The organism is Streptomyces sp. HD (assembly GCF_028369295.1).
Taxonomy (GTDB): domain Bacteria; phylum Actinomycetota; class Actinomycetes; order Streptomycetales; family Streptomycetaceae; genus Streptomyces.
Genome location: NZ_JAQMYP010000029.1, coordinates 53645 through 77821, shown reverse-complemented (window position 1 = coordinate 77821; position 24177 = coordinate 53645). Strand labels below are relative to the sequence as shown.

The following is a 24177-nucleotide window of genomic DNA, read 5'->3' as shown; positions in this document are numbered from 1 at the left end:
CGGACGCCGCGGCGCAGGCGGGGGTTTGCGGGCAGGCTCTCATAATGGGGCGCATGTCCCGCGAGTTCCCCATCGGCCTCACACCTCCCGACTGGCTGGTGCGGAACCTCCGGGCCCAGCCGGCCCCCGTCAACCGCCCGGCTCTGGTCCGCGCCTCCATCGCGCTGGCCCTCCCCCTGGCCGTCGGCCTCGCCACCGGCCGGCCCGAATACGGTGCCCTCGCCTCCATGGGCGCACTCAACGGCGTTCTCAGTGACACCGCCGCCGCCTATCGCAGCCGCGTCCCCACCATCGCCGTCCCCCAGCTCTTCGCCGCCGTCGGTGTCACCCTCGGCTCGCTGGTGTACGGCCACGGCTGGGTCGCCGTCGTCGCCGTCACCGGTGTCGCGCTGGTCTCCGGGATGATCTCGACGATCGGCGCGGTCGCCTCCGTGTCGGGGCTGTTGCTGCTGCTGACCTGCGCGATCGGGGCAGGGCTGCCGTTGCCGGGCGAGTGGTGGCTGGCACCGCTGCTGATGTCCGGCGGTGGCCTGCTCGTCCTGGTCCTCGCCCTGCTCGCCTGGCCTCTCCGGTCGGGCGTGCCGGAGCGCGAGGCCGTCGCGGACGCCTACCGTACGGTCGCCGAACTGCTGACGGCCGTCGGCGGCGGCTCCCGGGCGTACGACGAGGCCCGGCACGCCGTCACCCAGTCCCTGAACCAGGCGTACGACACCGTCCTCGCCCACCGCGCCCGCCACCACGGCCGCAGCCCCGAACTCACCCGGCTGCTGGCCCAGTTGAACGCCATCACCCCGGTCGTGGAGGCCGCCCCCGCCGCACACCTCGGCGGCACCCCGCTCCCACCCGGGCTCCCGGAGGCCGTCCGGCACCTCGCCTCGGCCGTGGAGACCGGCTACACGGGCCCGATAGGGCTGAAACTGCCCACCCCCACCACCGAGACCGCCCGCGCCCTCGACCACGCCCTGCGCCACGCCGCCGAGGTGGTCACGGTCCCGGACGTCGACCCGCGCGGCATCGACGACCGCCTGGGCCGACCGGCCGCGCTCGGCATCCGCACCGCCCGCGCCGCCCGCAGCGTCGCCCTCTCCGCCGCCTCCTGGCGCTACGGCCTGCGCCTCGCCCTGTGCATCGGCCTGGCCCAGATCCTGGTGTCGATCATCCCGGTCCCCCGTTCCTACTGGGTCACCCTGACCATCACCTTCGTCCTCAAGCCCGACTTCGGCTCCGTCTTCTCCCGCGCCCTGCTGCGTGCCCTCGGCACCGTCGCCGGGCTGGTGATCGCGGCGGCGGTGCTCGCCCAGGTGCCGCGCGGCTGGGCGGACGTACCGACGCTGATGCTGCTCGCACCGCTGATCCCGGCGTTCACCCCGCGCGGGTACGGCTACCAGACGGCCGCCATCACCCCGGTGATCCTGCTCCTGTCGGACGTCCTGAACCAGGAGGGCACCGCACTCCTGCTGCCCCGCCTGGTCGACTCCCTGCTGGGCTGCGCGATCGCGCTCCTCGCCGGGTACCTGCTGTGGCCGGAGAGCTGGCACACCAGGGTCGGCGACCGCCTGGCCGACGCCGTGGACGACACGGCCCGCTATGTGGAGGCCGCGTTCGGCCCGGACCCGGCGGACCCCCCGGCCCGCGCCCGTATGCGCCGCCGCCTCTACCGGAACCTGTCCGTCATTCGTACGGAGTTCCAGCGAGCGCTGACCGAACCCCCGCCCACCGGGCGCCGAGCGGCAGCGTGGTGGCCCCTGGTGGTCGCCGTGGAGCGGATCGTGGACGCGACGACGGCGGCGCGGGTACGCGTCCGCTACGGCGCGAGCCCGCCCTCCACGGCCGAGGTGACCCAAGTGGCCCGCCAGCTGAGGGAATTGGCCCAAGGAGTGCGGGAGGCGGAAACCCTGTACGAGGTCCGCACCGACCTCACAGGCCCGGCGGACAGTGTCCTGGAGCCCCTGCGCCAGGAGGTAGCGGCGGCACGCGCCATCACGTCCCCGCACTGAATCCGACCTTCAGGGGCGCGGGGAACTGCGCGATCAACCACAGACAACCCGCAGCCGCCCCCAGGCAGACCACCCGAGCTATTGGGCGAACCGTTCAAACACCTTGACGCGGCCGCCCCGTGCAGGAGGGCGACCGCGCCATGTGGGGGGTGGGTCTAGCGCACCGGCGCTGCTAGCGGCCGGCCTTCTCCAGGGCCTTGTCCATCGCGGCAGCGAACCCGTTGGCCCACAGCTGATCGACCTTGGCCTTCTCGTTGGCGTCCGGCTGCGAGTTCGTGCAGGACGGACCAGGCCCGCCACCCGACATCAGCTCACTGCAGGGCCCCTCGTAGTGGTCCGGCAGACCGAGCACGTGCCCCGTCTCGTGTGCGGTGACACGGGTCGAGTCGTACTCCTTGTTCTGCGCGTAGTCGAGGAAGATGTAGCCCTTGCCGTGACCGTCGGTCGAGGCGTACGAGCCGCGCGAGTCGTTGCCCTCGCGGTAGGTGAAGTCGGCGTTCGAGCCCTCCTGGAGCTTCACGTTGGACACCGAGCTGTTCCATATCTGGGTGCTGCGGGATATCTCGGCGCTGAACGTCGGCGCCGCGGAGGCGTCGTAGGTGACGGTGACGGCCGCGGCCCTCGGGTTCGCGGCACGCTTCTCGGCGACCGACTTCAGCACGGCCTGGAAGAAGGCCTTGCCGGCGTCGGAGTCGGCGGACTTGGCGACGTAGCCGGCGTGGGCCGGAGCCGCCGTCGCCGGAACGGCCGTACCGAGGCCGAGAGCAGCGACACTGAGACCGACCGCCGCCGCCGTACGGGCGGACAGGGACATGGACATGACCATTGACTTGCGCATTGATGACTCCTAGGTGGGGGGTGAGTCGTCAAGGCGAGTGTCGGCGCCCCTGAGGCGGCTGTGATGATGGCAACCGGTGATAGCCCAGCCCTATCGGGTGCCCAATTGGCTGTGATCCGAGGGGATTTGTGAGGCTGGTGAAAGCTTTGATTGCGCTTTAGTCTCCGGGGGATGGACCTTGAGGTCAGACACCTCCGCGCACTGTGCGCCATAGCCGACACCGGCAGTCTGCACCGGGCCGCCCGCCAACTGGGCGTCGCCCAGCCATCGTTGAGTACGCAACTGCGACGGATCGAGCAGGAACTCGGCGGCGCGCTGTTCCTGCGCGCGAGATCCGGCTGCCGCCCCACCCCGCTGGGCCGTCTGGTCCTCAGCCGGGCCCGCCCGCTGGTGGCCGATATGCGCGCCCTGGTCGCCGAGGCGAGGGCGGCCGCCGCGGGCGGTGCGCAGCTGCGCGTCGGCTCGACGGCGAGCAAGGCCCTCGCCGGCTGGCTGCGCCGGCTGCGCGGCCAGGGCCAGGACCCCAACCTCCATATGAACGTCTCCCCGAACGCCCTGCTCCGCATGGTCGCCGACGGCCAGCTGGACGTGGCCTTCGTGCACGAGGTGGAGGGCAGCCCCCTGCGCATACCGCCCGAACTCCGCCTACGCGTCCTGATGGAGCGCGAGCCGCAGTTCGTGTCGCTGCCGACCGACCACCCGGCCGCCGCGAAGTCGGAGGTCACCCTCCCCGACCTGGCCGACGACCGCTGGATGGTCGACCCGACGGTCGACGGGGAGTGGGACGCCGTGCAGCGGATGTTCCGCGCGGCCGGCGTCAACCCGCACGTCCTGCACGGCGACTACTACACGGCCGACGCCCTGGTCGCCACCGGCGAGGTGGTCGCCGTCTGCCAGCCGACCCACGCCGACAGCCCCACGATGGCGGTACGGCGCCTGCATGGCGACCCGCTGGGCGTACGCCTCCTCCTCACGGCCCGTACGGAGACGGACCTGGACGACGTCTATCCCGCGCTGGAGGAGGCGTACTGGGAGGCGGCACGGCAGGCACCGGCGTACCGGGAGTGGCTGGAACGCGACGGTGAACCGCAGCCGCCGGTCCCAGCACTTCCGTAGCCCGGAGCCCGGAGCCCGGAGCCCGGAGCCCGGAGCCCGGAGCCCGTAGCCCGGAGCCCGTGGGCGTCAGACGCCGATGTCGCACCCGTCCTTGCGCCAGACCGCCACGACGGCCGGACGGTTGATCTTCCCCTCGCCCTCGGGCCAGGCGCTCAGCGGCTTCTCGGCGGTGGCACCGTCGATCTCGCCCGGGTGCTGCACGGACACGAGCACACGGCGGTCCTGGACGAGCGGGCCGCAAGTCTCCGCGCCCTTCGGCATCGTCAGGAACTGCTTGAGCTCACCACGCCGCTCACCGCGCGTGGCGACCCCGAAGAGGCCGTCGTGCGAGCCGAGCTGGTTGCCGTCGGTGGAGATCCACAGGTTGCCGTACGAGTCGAAGGCGACGTTGTCCGGGCAGGAGATCGGGGAGACCTGGTCCTTCGGGAACCCGGCGAAGTAGGTGGCCGAGTCGTTCGGGTCGCCGGCCACCAGGAACAGCGTCCAGGCGAACTTCTTGCTGTCGGCGCGGTTCCAGCGCTCGGTGAGCTCCAGGATCTGGCCGTGCTTGTTGCTGTTGCGCGGGTTGGCCTCGTCGGCGGCGGCGAAGCCGGTCTTGCCACGGTTGGAGTTGTTGGTGAGGGCGACGTACACCTTGCCGGTGTGCGGGTTGGGCTCGATGTCCTCGGGCCGGTCCATCTTGGTGGCGCCGACCTTGTCCCCGGCGAGCCGCGTGAAGACGAAGACCTCCTCGGCCGTCATGCCGTCGACGTGCGATTCGGCACCGTCGGCGGTGGCGGTGGCCAGCGGAATCCACTCGCCGCTGCCGTCGAACTCACCGTCGGACGGCAGCTTGCCGGTCCCGTCGATCTCGATGGCGGGCGAGTCACCGGTGAGCTTGGCGACGTAGAGGGTCCCCTCGTCGAGCAGCGAAAGGTTGTGCTCCCGCACCGCCCGGCTCGTCCCCTTCTTCATCCGCTTGCTGCTGACGAACTTGTAGAAGTAGTCGAAGCGCTCGTCGTCACCGGAGTAGACGACGGGGCGGCCGTCCTCGGTCAGCCGGACCGTGGCGCCCTCGTGCTTGAACCGGCCGACGGCGGTGTGCTTGCGCGGCTTGGAGGTGGGGTCGTACGGGTCGAGCTCGACGACGTACCCGAAGCGGTGCGGCTCATTGGGCTCCTGCGCCACATCGAAGCGCTTGTCGAAACGCTCCCACTTGCGCTCGCTCGCACCGGTGCCGAGGCCGTAGCGCTTGTCCGTCGCCCGGGTGGCGTTGGCGAAGTACTGGTTGAAGTTCTCCTCGCCGTGCAGCGTGGTGCCCCACGGGGTGACGCCACCGGAGCAGTTGTTGAGGGTGCCGAGGACCTTGGTGCCGGTCGGGTCGGCGGAGGTCTTCAGCAGGTCGGAGCCGGCGGCGGGCCCGGTGACCTTGAACTCGGTGGTGGCGGTGACGCGCCGGTTCAGCGGGTGGCGAGGCACGGCGGTCAGCTTCCCGCTCCTGCGGTCCCCCTCCACCACGACCGCGGAGAGCCCATGAGCGGCCCAGGCGACCTCGACCTGCTGCTTGGTCGGGTTGGCGGCGTCGTAGCCACGGAACATGAGCACTTCATCGGTGTACTCGTGATTGGCGACGAGCACCTGCCGGTTGCGCTCGCCGGGCAGGGGGAGCAGGGCGAGGAAGTCGTTGTTGTACCCGAACTGCTTGGACTGCGACTCACCGGTCTGGTTGTCCGGGTCGAAGGCCGGGGCACCGCGCAGGATGGGCTCGCCCCACTTGATGACGATGTTCTGCGCGTAGCCGTCCGCGACGGTCACGGTGTCGGCGGTGTTCGGCGCGACGGGGCTGAACCGCAGACCACGCGCACCGCGCCCGAAGGTGCCGGTCCGCTCGGCCGCGGCGGCGTCCCCGGCGGCGGCCTCGGCGGCGTCTGCCTTCGGCGCGCTGACGGTGGCGGTGGCGCCCACGGCGGCGACCGCGGAGACTACGGCGGCGGCGCGCAGCGTCGTACGGCGGCTGAGGGCGTCGGCGATGACGTCACCCACGTACGGGTTCGTGGTGGTGTTCGGCACCTCGTGGAAACAGGCGTCACCACACCGGAACCGGCAGGTCAGGGCAGAACGCCCACCAGGGTGCGAGTCACTGTTATTGGTGCGGATGATCGGCAGCGGAATACGCATGGCGTTTTGTTCTCCCCTTGCTTCCCCTTGAGTGCAGCGTGGGGGACGGTAGGGGCACGTTTGTGCGGGAGCGGGGCGAGTGGGTGAACGGCCGGTGAACCAGAGGTAGATGTACGGCAGTTGAGCCCGCGGCGGGAGTCGGCTCGATGCGCCCCTTGACGGACCGGGGGCCCTGTGGCAGCCCCTCCCCAAGATCACCATCTGGGGCCGCTAACCTTACGTGTCCGTCCTGGCCAGGGATCTACGGGCATCAACTCACGCGAAGGGTTGCGCACATGGGCATTCTCACTCTCCTGCGGAATGCGTTCGGCCGGTCACGCAAGGGGCGTACCGCCGAAGCAGAGGGTGTGACTCCTTCGCCGGAACCGCAGCCGACGGTCCCGTCACCGTCCCCGGAACCCCAGCCGACGGCTACCGCCCAGGTACCGGAACCGCGCGAGGCGGAGCCACGCGAGGCGGAGCCGCGGGTGACGGAGCCGCGCGAGGCAGAGCCGCGGGTGGCGGAGGGGCTCCGGGAGACCGGGGCGGCGGGGACGGCTGGATCGACTGGTTCGACTGGGGCGACTGGGGCGACTGGGGCGACTGGATCGACTGGGGCTACTGGGTCCGCCGAGACGTCCGAGACGACCGCGCGGGCCGAGAAGGACACCGACGAGCACGATCTGGTCTCGGCGGCCTTCGACAACGTCACGGTGCCTAAGCCGGCTAAGCCGGTGGAGGTGGTGGCGGAGACGCCGGTTGCTGAGGAGCCGGTTGTCGCGGAGACGCCGGCCGCCGAGGAGCCCGCTGCGGAGACGCCGGCCGCCGAAGAACCGGCCGTCGCGGGGGCCCCGGCCGCCGAGGAGCCCGCTGCGGAGACGCCGGTCGCCGAAGAACCGGCCGCTGAGGAAGCTGCTGCGGAGACGGCGGCCGCCGAAGAGGCGGCTACTGCGGAGACGCCGGTCGCCGAGGAGCCTGCTGCGGAGACGCCGGTCGCCGAAGAACCGGCCGTCGCGGAGGCCCCGGCCGCCGAGGAGCCTGCTGCGAAGACGCCGGTCGCTGAAGAGCCGGTCGCTGAGGAAGCTGCTGCGAAGACGCCGGTCGCCGAAGAGCCGGTCGTCGCGGAGCCTGCTGCGGAGACGTCAGTGGTCGAGGAGGCCGTCGCCGAGGAGGCTGTGGCCGAGGAGCCCGCTTCCGAGCCTGTGGCTGAGGAGCCCGCGCCGGTTGTGGCCGCCGCGGAAACGGCCTCCGAACCGGAGACGGCCGCCGAGCCGGAGACGGTCGCCCAGTCCTCGGAGCCGGTCGCTGAACCGAAGACGGTCCTTGAGTCGGAGCCGGTCGTTGAGTCGGAGCCGGTCGCCGAGGTCGCTCCGGAGGCGGCCCCCGAGCAGGTCGCGGAGCCGACCGGCGCGGAGCCCGCACCCGCGGCCGCCGACGGCGAGGACGCCGCACAGGGGCCACTCGCAGCCGACGACGAAAGCGGCACGGGTGGTGCGGGTGGGAACACAAAGGCCGAAGGCGAAGCCGAGGCCACCCCCGAAATCCCCCGCGCACTCAAGACCGCCTACACCGCAGCCACCACCACCCTCACCACCCACAACCTCACCACCACCCACGCCAAGGTCTACCTCGTCCTCGACCGCTCCGCCTCCATGCGCCCGTACTACAAGGACGGCTCGGCCCAGGCCCTCGGCGAGCAGACCCTCGCCCTCGCCGCCCACCTGGACCCCGAGGCCAAGGTCAGCGTCGTCTTCTTCTCCACCGAACTCGACGGCACCGGCGAACTCACCCTCACCGACCACGAGAACAAGATCGACGAGCTCCACGCCACCCTCGGCCGCATGGGCCGCACCAGCTACCACGTGGCCGTCGAAGAAGTCCTCGCCCAGCACCAGAAGTCGGCCGACCCCACCGCCCCCGCCCTCGTCGTCTTCCAGACCGACGGTGCCCCCGACGCCAAGACCCCCGCCACCCACGCCCTCACCGAGGCCGCGAAGACCCACCCCTCCGTGCACTTCGCCTTCGTCGCCTTCGGCGACCCGGAGAACAAGGCCTTCGACTACCTCCGCAAGCTCAAGACGGACAACACGTCCCACTTCCTGGCGGGCGAAACCCCCCGCGAGCTGACGGACGCAGAGCTCTACGAGGGCATCCTGGCGAACTGGCGCCCGTAACCCCCAGGACCACGCACCACCAGGGACCACGCGCCACCGAAGATCACGCACAACCGAAGATCACACACGCAACACCCCGGGCCGCCCCTTCCCAACCCTCAAAACGGGAGGCGGGCGGCCCACCCATGTCGGCTACGATTTCAAGGTTCGCAAAGCACCAAGAAGGCCCACCAGCCCGACCCGACCTGGGAGCAGCCCCCGATGGCTCGACACCTCATCACCAGCGCCCTTCCGTACATCAACGGAATCAAGCACCTGGGCAACATGGTGGGGTCCATGCTCCCGGCGGACGTGTACTCCCGGTACCTCCGCCAGCGCGGCCACGACGTCCTGTACATCTGCGCGACGGACGAGCACGGCACCCCGGCCGAGCTGGCGGCGAAGGAGCAGGGCATCCCCGTAGCGGACTTCTGCGCACAGGCACACGACGCCCAGAAGGCGGTCTACGACGGCTTCGCGCTGGCCTTCGACTACTTCGGCCGGAGCTCCTCCCCGCAGAACGTCGAGATCACCCAGCACTTCGCCCGCAAGCTGCACGAGAACGGCTTCATCGAGGAGCGGGCGATCCGCCAGGTGTACAGCCCGGCCGACGGCCGCTTCCTCCCGGACCGCTACGTCGAGGGCACCTGCCCCCACTGCGGCTACGACAAGGCCCGCGGCGACCAGTGCGAGAACTGCACCCGCGTACTCGACCCCACCGACCTGATCAACCCCCGCTCGGCGATCTCCGGCTCCACCGACCTGGAGGTCCGCGAGACCAAGCACCTCTTCCTGCTCCAGTCCAAGCTGCAGCGCGAGGTCATGGAGTGGGTGGCCCGCCACGACGGCGTCTGGCCGCACCTGGCCTCCTCCATCGCCCACAAGTGGCTGACCGAGGGCCTGCACGACCGCGCGATCACCCGTGACCTGGACTGGGGCGTCCCCGTCCCGGCGGACACCTGGCCGGAGCTGGCGGCCGAGGGCAAGGTCTTCTACGTCTGGTTCGACGCCCCGATCGAGTACCTCGGCGCGACGAAGGAGTGGTCCGACCAGGACCCGGAGAACCGCGACTGGAAGTCGTGGTGGTACGACGTCGACACCGACGTCCGCTACACGCAGTTCATGGCGAAGGACAACGTCCCCTTCCACACCGTGATGTTCCCGGCCACCGAGCTCGGCATCCGCGAGCCGTGGAAGAAGGTCGACTTCGTCAAGGCCTTCAACTGGCTGACGTACTACGGCGGGAAGTTCTCCACGTCCCAGAAGCGCGGCGTCTTCACCGACCAGGCCCTGGAGATCCTCCCGGCGGACTACTGGCGCTACTTCCTGATCGCCAACGCGCCGGAGTCGGACGACTCGTCCTTCACCTGGGAGCACTTCACGGCCACGGTCAACAAGGACCTGGCCGACACCCTCGGCAACTTCGTCAACCGCGTCCTGTCGTTCTCCCGCAAGCGTTTCGGCGACGACGTCCCCGCGGGCGGCGCGCCCGGTGAGGCGGAGGCGAAGCTGGGCGAGCAGATCGCCGAGCTGCTCGCCGAGTACGAGGGGCACATGGAGGCCCTCCAGTTCCGCAAGGCGGCGGCGGCCCTGCGCGCCCTGTGGTCGGCCGGCAACTCCTACCTGGAGGAGAAGGCCCCCTGGCTTGAGATCAAGACCGACAAGGACGGCGCGGCCCTCACCCTCCGGACCGCGATGAACCTGATCCACCTCTACGCCGTGGTCTCGGAACCGTTCATCCCGACGACTTCCGCCGCCATGCGCCAGGCCTTCGCCCTGAACGACGACACCGCCACGTGGGTGAGCGCGGACGAGGCGAAGTCCCTGACCTCCGTCCCCGCCGGCACCCCCTTCACGGTCCCGCCGGTCCTCTTCGCGAAGCTTTCCGACGAAGACCTGGAGACGTACAAGGAGCGCTTCGGCGGCGAGTAGATCGAGTAATCCGAGCAGTAGGGATGAGGAAGGGCCCGTTGGTTTCCCACGTTCACCAACGGGCCCAGGGGAATCCGGACGAAATCATTCACCCCGCACCCCGCATTACCGCCGTACCACTATGCGCCCCCTTCCTGCTTCCAGTGCATTGTTTTCCCCGCAGATGACGTGGGCATAACGCCCGTGAATCGAAGACATACCCGCCGACAATGGGGGTCTTCCATCGGGGGTGCCATGGCAGGGTCTCGTCGTGCTCGCGAAGCTTGGATTCTGGCCACCATCACAATCGCTTCGTGCGCGGCGACCATTGGGCTCACACTGTTATTGACGAGCTTCTCCGAAATTCAGTCCACCGCCACCGGCAACGCCGGCCAGTCATTCGGCGCCGCCGCAGCAGCAACTTCGGTCGTGGTCCTCATCTATATCGCCCGCACTTTTCACCGACAGGGCGAGGAATCCAGGATGCAACGCGAAGTGCTGGAGGCACAGCGTGCGGAACTGGCATTGCAGCGCGAAGTCGCCGAAAACCAGCACGACACAGCACGCCGGGTGGCCGAGGCCGCCATTCGCGAACAGCATCGGCAACTGCTCCAGATGGCACTCGACGACCCCCTGCTGAGGGCAGTCTGGCCGCTATACGGTCCGGATATTCCCGAGGGTCTCACCAGGCAATTCATGTACGCGAATCTCATCATTTCGCATCAGTGCATGTGCTGGGAGCTGGGCTACCTCGACGACGACGCATCCGCGAGCAACCTGTACCACATCTTCAGCAGCCCCACGATGCGGGAATTCTGGGAAAGAACGCGTGCCGCCCGTGACTGTGCCACGCCGCACGCGGGAAAGATGCGGCAGTTCTACGACGCCGCCGAAATCGCCTATCAACGGCAATTGCTGACCCTTACAGCGCGACCGGGGGCGGGCGACCTGGCCGAGCCGCGCTGAGGAATCAACCGGTCGGCGGGGTCCATCCCGCGCTGATGAGGACATCCCGCGGGACCACGACAAGGTCCTCTCCGTCGCCCACGCCAGAGCCGGAAGGCAGCGCGTCACGGAGTTCGGGGGCAACGCGCGCGATGAACGCCACGTCACCGGAGGAGAGCGCGAACACGGCAGGGCAGTTGCTGTCGGTGACACACCGCATCGTCGGGGTGTCCAGCCGTCTGGTGATCCTCGTCATGCCCGCACACCCTAGGTCCCGAGGGCCCCACCAGATATCACCCAGCCGGGTGGCAGAGGCGCACGCCCAGGGGCCCGGAACCGAACGAGCGCGGTTCCGGGCCCCGGTGGGCGCTGTGGCTCAGCCGGCGTACGCGAGTGCCAGCGCGCCGACCACCGGAGCGGCGTAGACGAGCGGGAACGGGATGTGGGAGTACGAGCGGGCCCGCGCCACGGTCACCGCGGCCCCCAGGAAGTACAGCACCAGCCCCACCCCGGCCAGCACCCCGATCACCGGCACGAACAGCCCGACCACCAGCCCCGCGGCCCCGGCTGCCTTGGCCAGCCCGAGCCAGGTCCACCACGACCGGGGAACGCCGTAGTCGGTGAGGGCCTGCACGATCCACTGGGCGCGCATCAGCAGGACGGCGCCGGAGAAACCGGCCATCAGGGCGGCGACGAGGGTGACGACGACATACGCGGTCTGCATGGGAAACTCCCGGTCAAGTGAGGTTCTACTGCTTACTGCCTCCCTGACGCCGCCCGCCGCGCGAATGTGACGGCACTGCGAGATTTCCGCGTCCCCCGTCAGGACAGCACCCCGGCACCGGCCGTCGCCGCTCAGCAGCTGCAGCGTGAGCGGGTGTCCGACCCCTCTGCGGTCACGGAGATCTGAAAGGCTGCCGTGAATCTTTTGGCCGATCGGTGCCCAACTCGGGGACATCACGCGGATGTTGCCCATGCGCTTGGCAACGATCCCACCCCACCGCCACCATGCCCCCCGCGACGACCGTAAGGTTTCCGCCATGGCAGTCCCAGAGGTCATCCCGATCGCCTACGAGCCGCACGGCCGTACCGAGGCGATCGGCCATTACGCGGACGGGCAGTTCATGGGGTCGGTCACGTACGCCTTCCCCAAGGGCTTCGACCTCGGTTCCGGCTGGGAAGAGCACAAACGGCTCTACTCGGTCCTGCACACCTTCGACGCCGACGGCCGGTACCGCGACTCGGAGATCTGGTGCGCCGGAACCTGGGCCGAACAGCAGCGCTCCCCGCACGGCCCCGACTCGGTCCTCGCCCGAGCCCGGGCCCACCTGGCGTCCCTGCTGCGCAGCCTCCCCCGGCGCACCTACACGGACATCGCGATACGACCCTTCCAACTCACTGTCGACGGCGTGCTGTTCGGCCTGGTGACGGACGAGGAGGAGGGGGAGGCCTGGGCCGAGCTGTACCCCGACAACCTGGGGTTCGGCGCGCCGTGGGACGGTTCGTACGACACCTGATCGTTTACGCCTGTCTTGCGCCTCTATGCCTGGACGCCGCAAGACGCTATACATGGCGAAGATCGCTGAAGATCACGCAAGGCCGTCAAATGGGGGGATCCATCCATGGCACTGTTCGGAAACGCGCACACCATCGACCAGGGGCAGGCGCAGCAGGACTACGCGCGACTGCTGGGCCACGGTGAGCAGGTGCACGCGGCGTACCTGCTGATACGCGACACCATCCTGTTCACCGACCGCCGTCTGATCCTGGTCGACAAGCAGGGCATCACGGGCAAGAAGGTGGAGTACCACTCCATCCCGTACCGCAGCATCACGCACTTCGCGGTGGAGACCGCGGGCACCTTCGACCTGGACGCCGAGCTGAAGATCTGGCTGTCCGGCTCGGCGACGCCGATCGAGAAGACGTTCACCAAGGGCGTCGACATCTACGAGGTGCAGGCGATCCTTACGCAGTTCGTGGCGAGGTAGCTAGCCCGGACAGCCGCACTCTCCGGCCCCGTTGAGGTCACGCGCCTCGGCGGGGCCGTCATAATCGGCGCACCATGATCCCGCTCCCCCGCAACCTCCTGACCGACGCCCTGGCCCTCGGCGCCCGGTACCCGCTCGTCCTGGCGGGCGAGCATGCGGTCCGGGCGCACGGCCTGACGCCGGAGCGGTTCGTGAGGGGGCCGCTGGAACTGGCGACCGAGACGGCCGAGCCCATGGACCGGATCGCGGCGGTGGTCGTCCAGGGTCTGACCGACCTCGGCTGGCAGGTTCGCCCCCTGGAGACCGACCCGCTCTCCGCCCGCCTCCTGGTCACCGACGAGGAAGGCACGGTGGAGACGACACTCGACCTCCTCAAGGAAACCCTCTGGCACCCGCCCGTCATGACCGACCTGGGCCCGGCCCTCTCCCTCGAAGACCTCATCGGCACCAAGGTCCGCGCCCTCACCGACCGAGGCACCGCCCGCGACCTGACCGACGTCTACGCCGCCGCCTCCCACTGGACCTTCCCCGACCTGGAGGAACAGGCCCGCCGCCACGCCTGGGACGACTTCGACCCCTCCGACCTCCAGTCCCGCCTGGAGGCGACGGAACTGCTGGACGACCGGGAGTTCACCGCGAGGGGCCTGGACGAGGAGTCGGTGCGGGCGCTGCGCCGGTGGGTCCGTGCCTGGGCGGACGACATCGCCGAGCGGCTGTTGGAGGAGGAGGCGCTCAGGCCTCCGGCGGACGGGGATGAGTGACGACGCCTTGGAGGAGGGCGGCGAGGGCGGTGGGGGCGACGGTGAGTATTCGGGTGGGGTCGTCGCTTTCGCGGAGGAGGAGCGAGGTCTCACCGTGGGCGACTTCGACGCAGGAGGCCCCGTCCGAGCCGCTGGAGAAGGATGACTTCTGCCACTGGATCATGTCTCACAGCTCCTTCACGAGTCGGTGGATGTAGTCCCGGGACCGAGCGGGCTCAAGCGACGCCGACTCCACTTTACGGAAGAGTGTTCGCATCGCCTGAAGCTGAGCAGCCGCGTCCACAAAGCCCGAGCCTGAAGGAGTGTCCTTCTGCACGGTGTCCAGTGCGGGTACGCGTCCGCCTGCGTACAGCAGTGCCGCACTCGCTCCGGCGAACCCGTCGACGTCGAACGGGATCACACGCACGGTGACACCGGGCCGCTCGGCCTGTCGGAGGACCTCGTCCAGTTGAGCGCGGGCCACGAGTCGGTCTGCCACCCGCGTGCGCAGCACGGCCTCATGCAGAACCGCCGTGTACAGAGCCTCGCCTTCTCGGGCGAGCACGGCCTTGCGCTGCATACGATGTGCGACCCGCGCATCCAGCTCACCCCGCGGGAGTTCCGGGCGCCAGTACCGGAAGACCGCACGTGCGTAGTCCTCGGTCTGCAAGGGACCGGTGACGTGCGTGGTACCGATCTCCTGAATGAACGTCGCGTGGTACTCCAGCTCCGCCAAATCGAGGAATGAGGGCGGCAATACGCCCCGGTACCTCTCCCACCACCCCCGTGTACGGTCTGTCGCCATCTCCACCAATGCCTCGATCAACTCGGCGTCCGCGCAGGAGTAGTGGGCGGCCAGCCTGCGTACGCGCTCCCCGTTGATTCCAGCGTTGCCCGCCTCGAACTGACTCATCTGCGCCGGGGTAACCCCCAGCAGCCCCGCCGCATCACGGGATGACAGACCGGCGGCCTCTCGCAGTTTGCGCAGCTCAGCGCCGAGGCGCATCTGACGAGCGGTCGGTTGAATCCTCGCGGGCATGCCGTCGTCACTCCCCAACAGGACTGTTCTCAAGTGGGGTTGGGCCACCCCGATCGTGTGCAAGATTACGCGAGCAGGTTACAAGGGAGGAATATTTCCCCCTACCGTCAGTATCGCTACGCACACGCTGCGAAACACCGGCCCCCCGGAAGCGCACCACTCCGTCCTGCCACGACGGCTGCGGCACTGCCACCGGCCCCCTCCTCAACCCCCCTCCGCCACACAGGAGTCACGCATGCCCGAAACCGCCCCCTGGGAGTACACCCTCAACATCCCCAACGACCTCAGAGCCGTCCCGATCTCCCGCCGCACCCTCCGTCTGATCCTCACCACGCACGACCTGATCACGCTCCTCGACACAGCCGAACTCCTCGCAACGGAGCTGCTCACCAACGCCGTGGTCCACAGCAAGGGCCCCGCCGCACTCCGCATCCGCTGGCAGGCCGGTGTCCTCCGTATCGGCGCCTGGGACACCGACCCCGAACCCCCGGAACCCCCACGCCCGTTCGCGAACACCGCCGATCTCGAAGGGGGGCGCGGCCTCGCCCTCGTCCGCACCTGCTCCGACCTCTGGGGCTGGCAGCCGCTGTCGAGGCACGGCAGCAGGGGCAAGTACGTCTGGTGCGAACTGGCCCCGGCGGCGTGAACGTTTCCCCGCTGCTCGAAAGAGTGAACGCATCTCGATCTTCCGACCGGCCCACGTCTTGATCACCCAAGGTTGCGCACATGGTCACATCAGCTCACGAGGGCATGCACCGCATCTTCCAGGAGCGGCCCGAGATCCTGGCTCCAGTCTTCGGGGTGCTGGGCGTCCCGTTACCCGAAAAGGCCACCGTGGACGCGGTCACCACAGACGTGACGGAGGCCCGGCCGCTGGAGCGACGCGTGGACACCGTTCTGCGCATCGGCCCGTCCGACGGCGAGGACTTCCTGCTCGCCATCGAGTCTCAGTCGAAGAAGAAGAAAGACAAGGAGGCGAGTTGGGCGTACTACGTCGCCTACCTGCAGGCGAAGTACCGCCTGCCCGTGCTGCTTCTCGTGGTCTGCCAGAACCCTGCTACCGCCAAGTGGGCGGCAGGACCCTTCGACTGCGGCACCCGCGGCTGGACTGCGCAGCGGACGTATCCACTCGTCGCCGGGCCGGACAACCTGCCGGTGATCACCGATGCCCGGACGGCGGCGAAGAACCTCGCACTGGCAGTGCTCTCCGCGCTGGCACACGCCGGCAGCGCCCGCAGCGGCGCCATACTGGAGGCGATCGACAAAGCCCTGCGGGAACTCCAGGACACAGACCCGGAAACCGCCGGGTACTTCTTCGACTTCCTGGAAATCAACCTGGGTAGCACCCCAGCCGGCGAGAAATGGAAGGAAATCATGTCGTTCGTCAGCTACTTCCCCGGCCGGGGGACGGTCCGTGAGACGGCCTACCTGGAGGGCAAGGCCGAAGGCGAGGCCAGGGGCGAGGCCAAGGCAGTCCTGGCCGTCCTGGAGGCGCGCGAAGTCCCGATCTCCGACGCTGTCCGCGAACGGATCACCACCTCTACCGACCTCGACCGCATCGACGGCTGGATCCGCAGGGCTGTCACGGTCACCCGCGCGGAGGACCTGTTCGATGAGGACGCGGACGTTCCACCAAGCACTCCGGAAGAGGCATGGCCGTTGGACAGCCAGGGCATTGCGCCGCCGATGAGTTGACCCCGTTGACTTCATCGACCCCGTAAAGGCGCCCGTTGATTGGATGTCACCGGGCGCCTTCGTACGTCCGTCGGTCAGGTCCCGGTGTTGGTGGCCTCCGGGTCCACACCGACCGTGATGGTCGCGAGGACGCCCTTGGCGATGTCGTTCTTCTTGTACTTCAGCTTCAGCAGACCGCCGGTCGTCCCGCTCTGGTCGTAGATCGTGTCCTCGTCGAGCGTGGTGCGCTCGGTCGTGGACGTCGAGTACGGCTCCACCTCCGCCGAGGCCAGCACGGGCTCCTCGTCGAAGAAGAACTGGCCGGTGTGGCAGGTGGTGCCGCCCTCGTACCCGGCGTCCGTCCACTCGCCGCTCACATGCACCTTGGTGTGGATGTGCACGCAGCGGCCCTGGTACCAGCCCGGGAAGACGGTCTTGAAGGTGACGAAGCCCTTGCGGTCCGTCCGCCAGGTGCCGCGCAGATAACGGGTCTCGCTGGTCGGCTCCTCATGGCCGCCGCCACCGCCGCCGGACGGGGGCTCACCGGTCGGGGTGCCGGACGGCACATCGGTCGGCGTGCCCGAGGGGGCGTCCGTGGGCGGGGCGCCGCCGCCTCCGCCGCCCGAGAAGGACTCGTAGCCGGAGTACAGGCCGAGCGCGTCGCAATGCCAGATGTCCACGGCCGCGTTGGCGACCGGCTTGCAGCTCTCGGCGTCGATCACCTTGAGGCGAAGGGTGAGCGGGATGCCCTCCTTGTCCTCGGTGATGTCCTGGCGAAGCTTGTCGGCGTCGATGTAGTAGGGGCCCTCGGTGGTCTCCGAGGTGAGCTTGTAGCAGGCCTCGGCGGCGCTGGAGCTGCTGCTCGCCGACGCGCCCGCGGCCTTGTCCTTCGTCTCACCCGCGAAGGCGCCCGCCGCGAGCGTGCCGCCCACGCCCACCGCCGCGGCGGCGGCTCCCGCACCGGCGACGACGACCTTGCGACGCGTGAGGTCCCGCTTGTGTTTCGGCCCTTCGGCCGTGTGGTTTCCCGTCATGTGCGGGAAGTTAGGGACCACGCCTGTCAGGAGGTTGGGTAAGAGCTGGGTGAGGGCCCTGCATGCGGCCGGTAAACGAAAGCGGCTCGGAACCTACGCCGGTTCCGAGCCAGTTTCAGATGTGCCGAGACGGTTCCAGCTGTGTCACCTATCTCGGGCCCAAAAAAGAGGGGCGCCTACTTCGGCTGCGGCTTGCGCACCGACAGGTGCAGCTCCTTCAGCCGCGCCTCCTCCAGCTCCGTCGGCGCGCCCATCATCAGGTCCTGGGCGTTGCCGTTGAGCGGGAAGGCGATGGTCTCGCGGATGTTGGGCTCGTCGGCGAGCAGCATGACGATGCGGTCGACGCCGGGCGCGATGCCGCCGTGCGGCGGGGCGCCGAAGCGGAAGGCGCGCAGCATGCCGGCGAACTTCTCCTCGACCGTGTCACGGTCGTACCCGGCGATCTCGAACGCCTTGAGCATGATCTCCGGCTCGTGGTTCCGGATCGCGCCGGAGGACAGCTCGACGCCGTTGCAGACGATGTCGTACTGCCAGCCCAGGATGTCCAGCGGGTCCTGGGTCTCCAGGGCCTCCAGACCGCCCTGCGGCATGGAGAACGGGTTGTGCGAGAAGTCGATCGTGCCGGTGTCCTCGTCCTTCTCGTACATCGGGAAGTCGACGATCCAGCAGAACCGGAAGACGCCCTCCTCGAAGTGCCCGGCACGCTTGGCGGCCTCGACCCGCACCGCGCCCATGATCTTCGAGACCTCGTCGAACTCGCCCGCGCCGAAGAAGACGGCGTGCCCGGCGGCCAGCGACAGGCGCTTGGTCAGCTCGGCGACGTTCTCCTCGGTGAGGAACTTGGCGATCGGGCCGGTCAGCGAGCCGTCCTCGGCGACGCGGACCCAGGCCAGGCCCTTGGCGCCCTGCGAGACCGCGAAGTCACCGAGCTGGTCGAAGAACTTGCGGGGCTGGGCGGAGACGTCCGGCACCGGCAGCGCACGCACGTGCTTGCCGGCGAACGCCTTGAACTCCGAGCCCTCGAAGATGTCGGTGATGTCGACGAGCTCCAGCTGGGCGCGCAGGTCCGGCTTGTCGGAGCCGTACTTCAGCATCGCCTCGCGGAACGGGATCCGCGGGAAGGGGGACGTGACGTGGCGGCCACCCCCGAACTCCTCGAAGAGCTCCGTCATCAGCTTCTCGACGGGCTGGAAGACGTCCTCCTGCTCGACGAAGCTCATCTCGATGTCGAGCTGGTAGAACTCGCCCGGCGAGCGGTCCGCGCGCGCGTCCTCGTCGCGGAAGCAGGGCGCGATCTGGAAGTAGCGGTCGAAGCCGGAGATCATCAGCAGCTGCTTGAACTGCTGCGGGGCCTGCGGCAGGGCGTAGAACTTGCCCGGGTGCAGACGGGAGGGGACGACGAAGTCGCGGGCGCCCTCGGGGGAGGTCGCGGACAGGATCGGCGTCGCCATCTCGTTGAAGCCCAGCGCCGTCATCTTGTGGCGGATCGCGGAGATGACCGCCGTACGCAGCAGGATGTTGCGGTGCATGCGCTCGCGGCGCAGGTCCAGGAAGCGGTACTCAAGGCGCCGCTCCTCGTTGACCCCGTCCTCGGTGTTGATCGTGAACGGCAGCGGGGCGGCAGCGCCGAGCAGCTCGACCTCGCCGACCTCGACCTCGACCTCGCCGGTGGGCAGATCGGCGTTGATGTTGTCGGCGCCGCGGGAGACGACCTTGCCGTCGATGCGGAGGGTCGACTCCTTGGAGAGCTTGTCGAGGGCCTCGTACGCGGGCGTGCCGGGACGGGCGACGAGCTGCGTGATGCCGTAGTGGTCGCGCAGATCGATGAAGAGGATGCCGCCCAGGTCGCGCCGATTGTGCAGCCAGCCACTCAGCCGGACGTCGGTGCCGACGTCAGAGGAGCGGAGCTCGCCGCAGGTGTGGGACCTGTACCGATGCATCGTCGTTCATCCAGTCTTCGCGGATCGAGGGGCGTGTTTCACGTGAAACTCCCCCCAAGCCTACCGGGGACCCCAAGATCGGCTCCCCACCATTTGCCGCGCCCGTCGGCCCGTCCTCGGGCACCGCCCGACCAGATGCCCCGTACAGCTTCGGTGGCAGTGTGCGATCACCTCTTCTTACAGTGGGGCAATGCGCACTGGTGAGCCCCTGCCCGCCGTGGGGGAGGTTCTCGCCGCCCTCGCGACCGGACTGTGGCACTGGAACACCGCCACCGGACTGGTCACGGTCGATTCGGAGGCGGCACGGCTGCTCGGGCTGCCCCCCGAACAGGCCACCCTCAGCCAGGCCCAGGTGCGCTCCCGCCTGCACCCGGTCGACTGGAACGAGATCAGCGGGGTGATCCAGCTCGCCGTGGCCGAGGGCACACTCGGCGAGGCACGGGTGCGGATCATGGACGAGCGGGGCCGGGTCATCCGGGTCGGCCGCAGCCGCTTCCACGCCTCCTTCGACCGCGACAAACGGTCGTACGAGGTGACCGGCTCCCTCCAGGAGGTCACCGAACCGGCGCCGGGTACCTCGGCGGGGCGTACGGCGGTCACCGGCGACTGGCGGCGTTCACGGGAGGCGTTCCTGCTGGACGCGGGCCGGGCGCTGGCCGAGGCACGGTCCACGGCGGAGGTGCTGCGGGTCGCGGCCGGCCTGTCGATGCCGGGTTTCTCACCGGACGGGCTCGCGGTGTTCGGCGTCACGGGCGATCGCCTGACGATCATCGGCCACCACGGCCATCAGCCCGGTGACGAGGGCCCCTTCACACACATGGCTCTGGAGACGGACTATCCGGCCGCCGAGGTCGTCCGCACCGGCCGTGCCGTCTATCTCTCCTCACCCGAGAAGTACAAGGACCGCTACCCGGTCACCTGGCCGCTCGCCGCACCCTTCAACCGGCAGTCCTGGGCGTTCCTGCCGCTGACGGTGGCCGGGCGCACGATGGGTGCCTGGATGGCGGCGTTCACCTATCCGGTCGCGTTCACTCCGGACGAACGGTCCGTGCTGACGACCGTGGCCCGCATGCTCGCCCAGGCCCTCTCCCGTGCCGAGGCCACCGAGTCCGCACGGGAACTGACGGACGGCCTCCAGCGCTCGATGCTGCCCAAGCTGGGCCCCGAGATACCGGGCATGAGCGTCGCCGCCCGCTATGTCCCGACCGGCGGCGGGCTCCAGGTCGGCGGCGACTGGTACGACATGATCCCGCTCCCCAGCGGCCGCTTCGCCCTGGTCATCGGGGACGTCCAGGGCCATGACGTCCGGGCGGCGGGCCTGATGGGCCAGCTCCGGATCGCCCTGCGCGCCTACGCCTCCGAGGGCCACCGACCCGACGCGGTCCTCTCCCGTGCCTCCCGTTTTCTGCACGGGATGACGCTGGGCTCCCTCGACGACGACCCGTCCGAGCTGCGCTTCGCGACCTGCCTCTACGTAGAGGTCGACCCCACGACCGGCCTGCTGGACATCGCCCGCGCCGGTCACCCGGACCCGGCGATCCGGATGAGCGACGGCACGGTGCTCTCCCGCCCGACGGCCGGCGGACTCCCCCTGGGTATCGACCCGGACGCCGACTATCCGACGACCAGGATCACCCTGGAACCCGGCGAGACCATGCTGATCTGCACGGACGGCCTGATCGAGACCGGCGGCCACGACCTGGAGACCGGCTGGAAGCGCATCCGTACGATCCTGGAGGACCACGACGGCGACCTGGAGGAACTCGCCGACGGCCTCGTCCAGGCCGTGCACGGCCCGTCCTCCCACCACACCACCGGCCCGCTCGCCGACCGGCGCGAGGACGACATAGCGGTACTGCTGCTGCGTCGGCTGGGCGACGGGCGCGACGGCGGTTCCGCCCACGGGCACGGCACGGCCGCCGTGCCGCTGACAATCCGGCGCACCATGCTGTCGGTGGCGCAGGCCGAACCGGAGCGGGTCGCGGTCGCCCGGCAGCAGCTGCGGGAGTTGCTGCACGACTGGGCCTGCGACGACCAGGTCGACTCGGCGGTCCTGCTGCTGTCCGAGACGCTCACCAACGTCCTCGTCCACACCGACGCCGACGCCCTGGTGCTGGCCGAGGTACGGGGCGAGCCGGGGGGCCGTCGGCTGCGCGTCGAGGTGACGGACAGCAGCGACGACCTGCCGCACAAGCGCCGGCCCGGCGAACTGGCGTCGTCCGGTCGGGGGTTGCTGCTGATCGAGCTGCTGGCGCAGGCGTGGGGCGTGGACCCGCGCGGCGAGGGCAAGAGCACCTGGTTCGAGCTCTACGAGTCCGTGGACGGCTCCGACGTGGCGTAACGCTCCTGGAGCTCGTGCAGGACACCGAAGGCGGCGGCGGTGAGCGGTACGGCCAGCAGCATGCCGAGGACTCCGGCCACCGAGGCTCCGGCGGTGATCGCCACCATCACGACGGCCGGGTGCATCTGCACGGTCCGGCTCTGGATCGCGGGCGTGAGCACATGCCCTTCCAGTAGCTGCACGGCGAGCACGATGGCCAGCACCCACAGCGCGATGACGAACCCGCGGTCGGCAAGCGCGACCAGCACGGCGACGGCCCCCGAGATGAAGGCGCCGAGGTAGGGGATGTAGGCCCCGACGAAGACCAGCGCACCGAGCCCGACCGCGCCCGGGACGTCGAGGACGAGCAGTCCGACGGTGATGCAGAGGGCGTCGATCAAGGCGACGAGGGTAGTCCCCCGCATGAACCCCTCAACAGCCTGGAACGCCCGCCGGGCCATGGCCTCCACGACGTCCCCGCTCGCGCCCGGGACGACGGATCGCAGGGCGTCGGCGGCCCGGTCGGAGTCCCGCAGGAAGAAGAACACCAGCAGCAGCGCGAGTACAGCCATGGCGATGCTCTCGCCCACGACGCTGACCCCGCTGATGACACCGGAGGCGGCCGTCCCGCCGAACTTGGTGAGCAGTTCCTTGGAGTTGGAGGCGAGGTCGTCGAGCGAGGTCCCGGCGGCCCCGAAGTGGTCGGCGAGATCCTCGGCCGCCTGCTTGAGCGCGGCGACGATCTGGTCGCCGGTCTCGACGATCGCGGCGACGACGATGTAGACGGCCCCGCCGACGACGGCCACGACGGCGACACAGGTGAGCCCGGCGGCCACGGACCGATTGACCTTGGCCTTCACCAGCCGCCGGTGCAGCGGCCCGAGCAACGCCGTCCCGAGCAGCGCGAGCAGCACGGGCACGACGGCCGTACGGAACTCGTCGGCCAGCCGGATCCCGACGTAGACGACCCCGGCGACCAGCAGCACGACGACACACCAGGCGGCGAGCCGCCGAACGGGGGCGGGGAGCAGCGCGGTGGGGTCCTGCACCCCTCCAGCGGATCATGGCCGGACGGGGTTGTCGTGCGCGGGCGGACCGGGCGGGTGACGCCGCGTGAGACTCCGTCAGGCGGGACCCGATCGGATAGGGCGCAGGCCCGGAGAGTGAGTCTCCGGGCCCTCGTCACGGAGTGTCAGAGGCCGCCCTCGGACATGCCGTGCACCGCCGGGATCGTCCCGAGCCGGCCCTTCTGGAAGTCGTCGAAGGCCTGCTGGAGCTCTTCCCGTGTGTTCATCACGAAGGGGCCGTAGTGGGCCATCGGCTCACGGATCGGCCGGCCGCCCAGCAGGACGACCTCAAGGTCCGGCGTGTGGGCGTCCTGCTTCTCGTCCGCGCGGACCGTCAGCGAGCCGCCGTCGCCGAAGACCGCGGTCTGGCCGAGGTGGATCGGACGGCGGTCCGCACCCACCGCGCCCCGGCCGGCGAGGACGTACGCAAGACCGTTGAAGTCCTCGCGCCACGGCAGGGTGATCTCCGCGCCCGGTGCGAGCGTCGCGTGGATCATCGTGATCGGGGTGTGGGTGATGCCGGGACCCTGGTGGCCGTCCAGCTCGCCCGCGATGACCCGCAGCAGCGCGCCGCCGTCGGGGGTGGTGAGCAGCTGGACGTTGCCGCCGCGGATGTCCTGGTAGCGCGGCTGCATCATCTTGTCGCGGGCCGGGAGGTTCACCCACAGCTGCAGGCCGTGGAAGAGGCCTCCGGACATGACCAGGGACTCCGGCGGCGCCTCGATGTGGAGCAGGCCCGAGCCGGCCGTCATCCACTGGGTGTCGCCGTTGGTGATGGTGCCGCCACCGCCGTTGGAGTCCTGGTGGTCGAAGATCCCGTCGATGATGTAGGTGACGGTCTCGAAGCCGCGGTGCGGGTGCCAGGGGGTGCCCTTCGGCTCACCCGGCGCGTAGTCCACCTCGCCCATCTGGTCCATCATGATGAACGGGTCCAGATGGCGGTAGTTGATCCCGGCGAACGCACGGCGCACCGGGAAGCCCTCACCCTCGAAACCGCTCGGCGCGGTCGTGACGGCGAGCACGGGACGGGCCACGGCCTCCGCGGGCGCGGCGACACGGGGCAGCGTCAGCGGGTTCTCGACGGTCACTGCAGGCATGTCGGTACCTCCTTGTGCGTCCAGTTTAGTTGAGCATTGAACTTCCTGCCACTCCTAACGAGACAAGCACGTCGGCCATTCCCGCCGGGCACGGCCGAAGGCCGACACCCGCTGTGGGCGTCGGCCTTCGTCACGAGGACCCGGTGGTTCAGCGGCGGCTCAGTGTGTCAGGAAGAGCCGGA

General features: G+C 69.5%; 21 protein-coding genes. 11 read left to right on the top strand and 10 right to left on the bottom strand.

Translation table 11 applies throughout. The features are described 5' to 3' along the window. Positions 1 to 53 precede the first annotated feature (53 nt). Positions 54 to 1997 carry an FUSC family protein gene (locus POF73_RS26770; RefSeq protein ID WP_272120368.1) on the top strand — a complete coding sequence of 648 codons (1944 nt, stop codon included), beginning with the start codon at positions 54 to 56 and terminating at the stop codon, positions 1995 to 1997. Positions 1998 to 2169: 172 nt separating this feature from the next. Here the strand turns inward: POF73_RS26770 and snpA are convergent, their stop codons facing one another. After that, positions 2170 to 2823 (bottom strand): snapalysin, encoded by a 654-nt coding sequence (snpA, locus tag POF73_RS26765; protein ID WP_272120457.1) that lies wholly within the window; start codon positions 2821 to 2823, stop codon positions 2170 to 2172. A 183-nt stretch (positions 2824 to 3006) separates the two neighbouring features. Here snpA and POF73_RS26760 point away from each other — a divergent pair, with 183 nt between their 5' ends. Beyond that, entirely contained in the window at positions 3007 to 3951 is a 945-nt protein-coding gene (locus POF73_RS26760) for a LysR family transcriptional regulator (RefSeq protein WP_272120366.1), read from the top strand. 66 nt (positions 3952 to 4017) lie between these two features. On the opposite strand, the gene POF73_RS26755 is transcribed toward POF73_RS26760, so the two are convergent. After that, on the bottom strand, positions 4018 to 6108 hold the full coding sequence (locus POF73_RS26755) for a PhoX family protein (protein ID WP_272120363.1): 2091 nt from the start codon (positions 6106 to 6108) through the stop codon (positions 4018 to 4020). 275 nt (positions 6109 to 6383) lie between these two features. On the opposite strand from POF73_RS26755, the gene POF73_RS26750 reads away from it, so the two are divergent. From POF73_RS26750 to POF73_RS26740, 3 genes are all read left to right on the top strand, one after another. Continuing rightward, the gene (locus POF73_RS26750; protein WP_272120359.1) at positions 6384 to 8261 is read left to right on the top strand and encodes a VWA domain-containing protein; all 1878 of its coding nucleotides are present in this window, start codon (positions 6384 to 6386) and stop codon (positions 8259 to 8261) included. 201 nt (positions 8262 to 8462) lie between these two features. Further along, positions 8463 to 10172 (top strand): methionine--tRNA ligase, encoded by a 1710-nt coding sequence (metG, locus tag POF73_RS26745; protein WP_272120357.1) that lies wholly within the window; start codon positions 8463 to 8465, stop codon positions 10170 to 10172. A 324-nt stretch (positions 10173 to 10496) separates the two neighbouring features. Next, positions 10497 to 11117: a DUF6082 family protein gene (locus POF73_RS26740; RefSeq protein ID WP_272120355.1), complete on the top strand. Its 621-nt coding sequence runs from the start codon at positions 10497 to 10499 to the stop codon at positions 11115 to 11117. A gap of 4 nt (positions 11118 to 11121) precedes the next feature. Here POF73_RS26740 and POF73_RS26735 read toward each other — a convergent pair whose 3' ends face one another. Further along, positions 11122 to 11352 carry a hypothetical protein gene (locus POF73_RS26735; RefSeq protein WP_272120352.1) on the bottom strand — a complete coding sequence of 77 codons (231 nt, stop codon included), beginning with the start codon at positions 11350 to 11352 and terminating at the stop codon, positions 11122 to 11124. Between the two features lie 120 nt (positions 11353 to 11472). Next, positions 11473 to 11820 carry a DoxX family protein gene (locus tag POF73_RS26730; RefSeq protein ID WP_272120350.1) on the bottom strand — a complete coding sequence of 116 codons (348 nt, stop codon included), beginning with the start codon at positions 11818 to 11820 and terminating at the stop codon, positions 11473 to 11475. Between the two features lie 316 nt (positions 11821 to 12136). Here POF73_RS26730 and POF73_RS26725 point away from each other — a divergent pair, with 316 nt between their 5' ends. The 3 genes from POF73_RS26725 (at position 12137) to POF73_RS26715 (ending at position 13845) form a co-directional block, all read left to right on the top strand. Then, positions 12137 to 12613, top strand: coding sequence for a hypothetical protein (locus POF73_RS26725; RefSeq protein WP_272120348.1), 477 nt, complete (start codon positions 12137 to 12139; stop codon positions 12611 to 12613). A 105-nt stretch (positions 12614 to 12718) separates the two neighbouring features. Next, on the top strand, positions 12719 to 13084 hold the full coding sequence (locus POF73_RS26720) for a PH domain-containing protein (protein ID WP_194043638.1): 366 nt from the start codon (positions 12719 to 12721) through the stop codon (positions 13082 to 13084). 74 nt (positions 13085 to 13158) lie between these two features. After that, positions 13159 to 13845, top strand: a complete 687-nt coding sequence (locus POF73_RS26715; RefSeq protein WP_272120343.1) for a nucleotidyl transferase AbiEii/AbiGii toxin family protein — start codon at positions 13159 to 13161, stop codon at positions 13843 to 13845. On the opposite strand, the gene POF73_RS26710 is transcribed toward POF73_RS26715, so the two are convergent. Both POF73_RS26710 and POF73_RS26705 read right to left on the bottom strand, forming a co-directional pair. Next, a complete protein-coding gene (locus POF73_RS26710) occupies positions 13817 to 14008 on the bottom strand; it encodes a DUF397 domain-containing protein (RefSeq protein WP_272120341.1) in 192 nt (63 codons plus the stop codon). The two genes, POF73_RS26715 and POF73_RS26710, sit on opposite strands and share 29 nt — an antisense overlap. 3 nt (positions 14009 to 14011) lie before the next feature. After that, a complete protein-coding gene (locus POF73_RS26705; RefSeq protein ID WP_272120339.1) occupies positions 14012 to 14863 on the bottom strand; it encodes a helix-turn-helix domain-containing protein in 852 nt (283 codons plus the stop codon). Positions 14864 to 15098: 235 nt separating this feature from the next. Here POF73_RS26705 and POF73_RS26700 point away from each other — a divergent pair, with 235 nt between their 5' ends. Then, the gene (locus tag POF73_RS26700; RefSeq protein WP_272120337.1) at positions 15099 to 15509 is read left to right on the top strand and encodes an ATP-binding protein; all 411 of its coding nucleotides are present in this window, start codon (positions 15099 to 15101) and stop codon (positions 15507 to 15509) included. 80 nt (positions 15510 to 15589) lie between these two features. Further along, a complete protein-coding gene (locus tag POF73_RS26695) occupies positions 15590 to 16558 on the top strand; it encodes a hypothetical protein (protein WP_272120335.1) in 969 nt (322 codons plus the stop codon). Between the two features lie 74 nt (positions 16559 to 16632). On the opposite strand, the gene POF73_RS26690 is transcribed toward POF73_RS26695, so the two are convergent. Continuing rightward, positions 16633 to 17571: an intradiol ring-cleavage dioxygenase gene (locus POF73_RS26690; RefSeq protein ID WP_272120333.1), complete on the bottom strand. Its 939-nt coding sequence runs from the start codon at positions 17569 to 17571 to the stop codon at positions 16633 to 16635. A gap of 176 nt (positions 17572 to 17747) precedes the next feature. Then, positions 17748 to 19511: an aspartate--tRNA ligase gene (aspS, locus tag POF73_RS26685; protein WP_272120331.1), complete on the bottom strand. Its 1764-nt coding sequence runs from the start codon at positions 19509 to 19511 to the stop codon at positions 17748 to 17750. Positions 19512 to 19701: 190 nt separating this feature from the next. Here aspS and POF73_RS26680 point away from each other — a divergent pair, with 190 nt between their 5' ends. Continuing rightward, positions 19702 to 21852, top strand: coding sequence for a SpoIIE family protein phosphatase (locus tag POF73_RS26680; RefSeq protein ID WP_272120329.1), 2151 nt, complete (start codon positions 19702 to 19704; stop codon positions 21850 to 21852). Here the strand turns inward: POF73_RS26680 and POF73_RS26675 are convergent. Together POF73_RS26675 and POF73_RS26670 are read right to left on the bottom strand one after the other, a co-directional pair. Continuing rightward, entirely contained in the window at positions 21819 to 22880 is a 1062-nt protein-coding gene (locus tag POF73_RS26675; RefSeq protein ID WP_272120327.1) for an AI-2E family transporter, read from the bottom strand. The genes POF73_RS26680 and POF73_RS26675 overlap by 34 nt on opposite strands. 143 nt (positions 22881 to 23023) lie before the next feature. Then, positions 23024 to 23995, bottom strand: coding sequence for a pirin family protein (locus POF73_RS26670; protein ID WP_272120325.1), 972 nt, complete (start codon positions 23993 to 23995; stop codon positions 23024 to 23026). Positions 23996 to 24177 lie beyond the last annotated feature (182 nt).

Coding starts and splice junctions, on each gene's coding strand:
- POF73_RS26770 (WP_272120368.1), top strand. CDS start 54: ATGTCCCGCGAGTTCCCCATCGGCCTCACACCTCCCGACTGGCTGGTG.
- snpA (WP_272120457.1), bottom strand. CDS start 2,823: ATGGTCATGTCCATGTCCCTGTCCGCCCGTACGGCGGCGGCGGTCGGT.
- POF73_RS26760 (WP_272120366.1), top strand. CDS start 3,007: ATGGACCTTGAGGTCAGACACCTCCGCGCACTGTGCGCCATAGCCGAC.
- POF73_RS26755 (WP_272120363.1), bottom strand. CDS start 6,108: ATGCGTATTCCGCTGCCGATCATCCGCACCAATAACAGTGACTCGCAC.
- POF73_RS26750 (WP_272120359.1), top strand. CDS start 6,384: ATGGGCATTCTCACTCTCCTGCGGAATGCGTTCGGCCGGTCACGCAAG.
- metG (WP_272120357.1), top strand. CDS start 8,463: ATGGCTCGACACCTCATCACCAGCGCCCTTCCGTACATCAACGGAATC.
- POF73_RS26735 (WP_272120352.1), bottom strand. CDS start 11,352: ATGACGAGGATCACCAGACGGCTGGACACCCCGACGATGCGGTGTGTC.
- POF73_RS26730 (WP_272120350.1), bottom strand. CDS start 11,820: ATGCAGACCGCGTATGTCGTCGTCACCCTCGTCGCCGCCCTGATGGCC.
- POF73_RS26725 (WP_272120348.1), top strand. CDS start 12,137: ATGGCAGTCCCAGAGGTCATCCCGATCGCCTACGAGCCGCACGGCCGT.
- POF73_RS26720 (WP_194043638.1), top strand. CDS start 12,719: ATGGCACTGTTCGGAAACGCGCACACCATCGACCAGGGGCAGGCGCAG.
- POF73_RS26715 (WP_272120343.1), top strand. CDS start 13,159: ATGATCCCGCTCCCCCGCAACCTCCTGACCGACGCCCTGGCCCTCGGC.
- POF73_RS26710 (WP_272120341.1), bottom strand. CDS start 14,008: ATGATCCAGTGGCAGAAGTCATCCTTCTCCAGCGGCTCGGACGGGGCC.
- POF73_RS26705 (WP_272120339.1), bottom strand. CDS start 14,863: ATGCCCGCGAGGATTCAACCGACCGCTCGTCAGATGCGCCTCGGCGCT.
- POF73_RS26700 (WP_272120337.1), top strand. CDS start 15,099: ATGCCCGAAACCGCCCCCTGGGAGTACACCCTCAACATCCCCAACGAC.
- POF73_RS26695 (WP_272120335.1), top strand. CDS start 15,590: ATGGTCACATCAGCTCACGAGGGCATGCACCGCATCTTCCAGGAGCGG.
- POF73_RS26690 (WP_272120333.1), bottom strand. CDS start 17,571: ATGACGGGAAACCACACGGCCGAAGGGCCGAAACACAAGCGGGACCTC.
- aspS (WP_272120331.1), bottom strand. CDS start 19,511: ATGCATCGGTACAGGTCCCACACCTGCGGCGAGCTCCGCTCCTCTGAC.
- POF73_RS26680 (WP_272120329.1), top strand. CDS start 19,702: ATGCGCACTGGTGAGCCCCTGCCCGCCGTGGGGGAGGTTCTCGCCGCC.
- POF73_RS26670 (WP_272120325.1), bottom strand. CDS start 23,995: ATGCCTGCAGTGACCGTCGAGAACCCGCTGACGCTGCCCCGTGTCGCC.